This is a genomic window from Exiguobacterium sp. s150, assembly GCF_018618435.1.
Lineage (GTDB): Bacteria > Bacillota > Bacilli > Exiguobacteriales > Exiguobacteriaceae > Exiguobacterium > Exiguobacterium alkaliphilum.
On record NZ_JACSMC010000064.1, the window covers coordinates 1 to 2,699 of the forward strand.

Here is a 2,699-nt window from a genome sequence, read left to right on the forward strand (position 1 = left end):
TGTGTGGTAACTTCATTCTACACGAGGCCGTCGCTATGGGCTTTTTTGCGTTCACGTTCAGGTGTTGCACTTAATTTTATAATTCATCAAAATAAAAATTCTTATTTATTTACGGTATCAAATCTAGATGAGAATGATAATGTAGAACAAAGTATACTTTTCGTAAGTAATCCTTTAACGAACCCGTTAATCTCAATTTGGAAACTTCCTGATATATTACTATGGGACTCAATTATCTACGACCCAGTTCATAATGTTTATATTATGGTTAATAGATATGAGCTCATATTTTTTGAGTCCGACTTAAAAACTATTCTGAGGAAAGAAAAATTTATAGATAAAGAAAAATTAAATGTGATGGAAATCTTTTATCATATTCATGTATCGAATGATGGGAATTTTATTGTAATAACATTTAGTCAAAGGGTTTTGATCTTAAGGTTTGATGATTTATCTCCAATCTTTGTAGAAGAGATTCCAGATGCTTGTTTCGCAGAATTTAGCAAAAATGATAAATATTTACTCGTAGGTACATGGTCAAACGGTTTCGTCTTTGAAAATAACTTGAAATAGCTTTTATCATTTGATATTTTCGGATTAAATGGACAAATTAGATTTCACTGTATTAACTCCTAAAAAGATTCCCGATGATTGTACGTTAGAAATCAAAACCTATCCCTGGGGGAAAAAGACCACTTCTTCCATTTTAGACTGCATTTTATGGACAAGAAAGATACCAAATTGATGGTTAGTATTGAGAAGAAAAGGGGATTGCCTCTATACCAAGATCATTTAAGAGTAAAAGGAAGTATTTGAGGCATTACCAAAATAACCAAACCTTTTAAAAAGAGAAACTACATTGAAATAATTAAAAACGAAGCCGAATTTTTTATTGAAAATGGAATAACAAATCCAGAGGAATATTACAAAAATCGTTAGTTCCCTCTTTAACTAAAGTGCGATTCTTCAATAATGAGGGGTCGCTTTTTTGAAGTAACGGGTCAGGATAATTGTAGAATGGGAGGAACTCTTTTTGATTATTAAATTAAATTTTGGTAATGAACATATACAATACATCTCTTGTGCAACTAAAGTGGGTAGAAAGATTAACAAAATTAGAAGAGACTTTGAAAATTGGATCTTTGATGAGAACAAGAATAAAAAGTATTGGGCGTTTGAAAACGGAGAAAAGTATTGTCCAAATTATGATTCAGATGCAATTATAGAATGGTTAAATAATGTAAAGTTCAAAAAAGGCACTGCAAAGGCGAAATTAATCACAGTGCCAAAATCAAAAGTGAAAAAGACATTATATTTTTAGCCGATGTTATAAGGGTGCAAGGTTAATCATAACAGGTATCGGAATAAAACATTGATATTCAATTAACGGGGCAGGATAGTGGAACAAGGAATTTCAATTGAAATAAGAAATTACATGGTAAAATAGTTAAAAAAGGCTGTGTTAAATATGAAAGTTTCTTTAATTGTTGCGATGGGTAAGAATAGAGTGATTGGCAAAGAGAATGACATCCCTTGGAGAATTCCAAAGGATTGGGAGTATGTTAAAAATACTACAAAGAGACATCCGATTATATTAGGTAGAAAAAACCTTGAATCAATTGGAAGAGCTTTACCTCAAAGAAGGAATATTGTCTTAACGAGAGATAAGAATTATAAATTTGAGGGTTGTGAAATTGTCCATTCAATCGAAGATGTGTTTAAGATTTGTAAAAATGAAAAAGAGATTTTTATTTTTGGGGGAGAACAAATTTATAAAATGTTCTTACCTTACGTCGAGAAGATGTATATTACAAAAATTCATCATGAATTCGAAGGGGATACATTTTTTCCAGAAGTAAATTTCAATGAATGGGATGAAGTATCCGTTGAAAAAGGTGTTATGGATGGAGAAAATCCTTATAACTACTATTTTCATGTCTATGAAAGAAAATTGTTAAGCTAACGAAGGCTTTAGTTGAATAATGTAATAAAGATGGACCACACATTAGACATGTCTAATATGTGTGGTCCTTTTAGTGTCAACAGTTTCGCTTTCCTAACCTAAATATAACATTGGCTTTATCCGTACATGCGTGACAACGACAACGACGGCATGGTCGGCGAGTGACGAACCGTTCATGAAACGACGCCCCTCCTAACTGGGGCGTCGTTTTCGTCTCGTCAGACCGCTTTCTTTTGCATCCATTTCATCAAGTTCGAGGTGACACCCCGCGGCAAGAACCGCTCCCCGAAGACGAGCGACTTGTTCGGTAACCCATAGATCGCGACGACTTTCCCTTTTTCCCATGCCCTGTAGCCGAACTCGGCCACGTCTTTTGCCGGGACAGGCCGGAACCGCTGGAACAGGACCGATTTCTCGAGACCGGTGACGTCGGCGAACCCGGTCTCCGTCGGCCCAGGACAGAGCGCGGTCACGGCGAGCTCAGAGGCCAACGCCTCGGTGAAGGAGAGCACGTGCGCCTTCGACGCATAATAGACCGCCATCAACGGGCCAGGCTGAAAGGCGACAATCGAGGCCAAATTGATGACACCTCCATGCCGACGCTCGAGCATCGCCGGCGTATACAGACGGGTGAGTGCCGTCAACGTGTGATTATTGCATTTAAAATGAGCCACTTGTGCATTCTTCTGAGCCACCGAGTGCGGACAACTGAGCCACTCAGTGCGGACACTATACC

General features: G+C 37.3%; 4 protein-coding genes. 3 read left to right on the top strand and 1 reads right to left on the bottom strand.

Features of this window, described 5'->3' with window-relative positions:
* From KNP76_RS15430 to dfr, 3 genes are all read left to right on the top strand, one after another.
* A partial coding sequence (locus tag KNP76_RS15430) for a hypothetical protein (RefSeq protein WP_214845034.1) occupies positions 1-573 on the top strand: 573 nt, incomplete at its 5' end.
* A gap of 460 nt (positions 574-1,033) precedes the next feature.
* Positions 1,034-1,321, top strand: coding sequence for a hypothetical protein (locus KNP76_RS15435; protein ID WP_154750357.1), 288 nt, complete (start codon positions 1,034-1,036; stop codon positions 1,319-1,321).
* Between the two features lie 147 nt (positions 1,322-1,468).
* Positions 1,469-1,963, top strand: a complete 495-nt coding sequence (gene dfr, locus KNP76_RS15440; protein ID WP_154750356.1) for a DfrD/DfrG/DfrK family trimethoprim-resistant dihydrofolate reductase — start codon at positions 1,469-1,471, stop codon at positions 1,961-1,963.
* 218 nt (positions 1,964-2,181) lie between these two features.
* Here the strand turns inward: dfr and KNP76_RS15445 are convergent.
* The coding region (locus KNP76_RS15445; protein ID WP_214845035.1) for an SDR family NAD(P)-dependent oxidoreductase at positions 2,182-2,699 on the bottom strand (518 nt) is incomplete at its 5' end.

Coding starts and splice junctions, on each gene's coding strand:
- dfr (WP_154750356.1), top strand. CDS start 1,469: ATGAAAGTTTCTTTAATTGTTGCGATGGGTAAGAATAGAGTGATTGGC.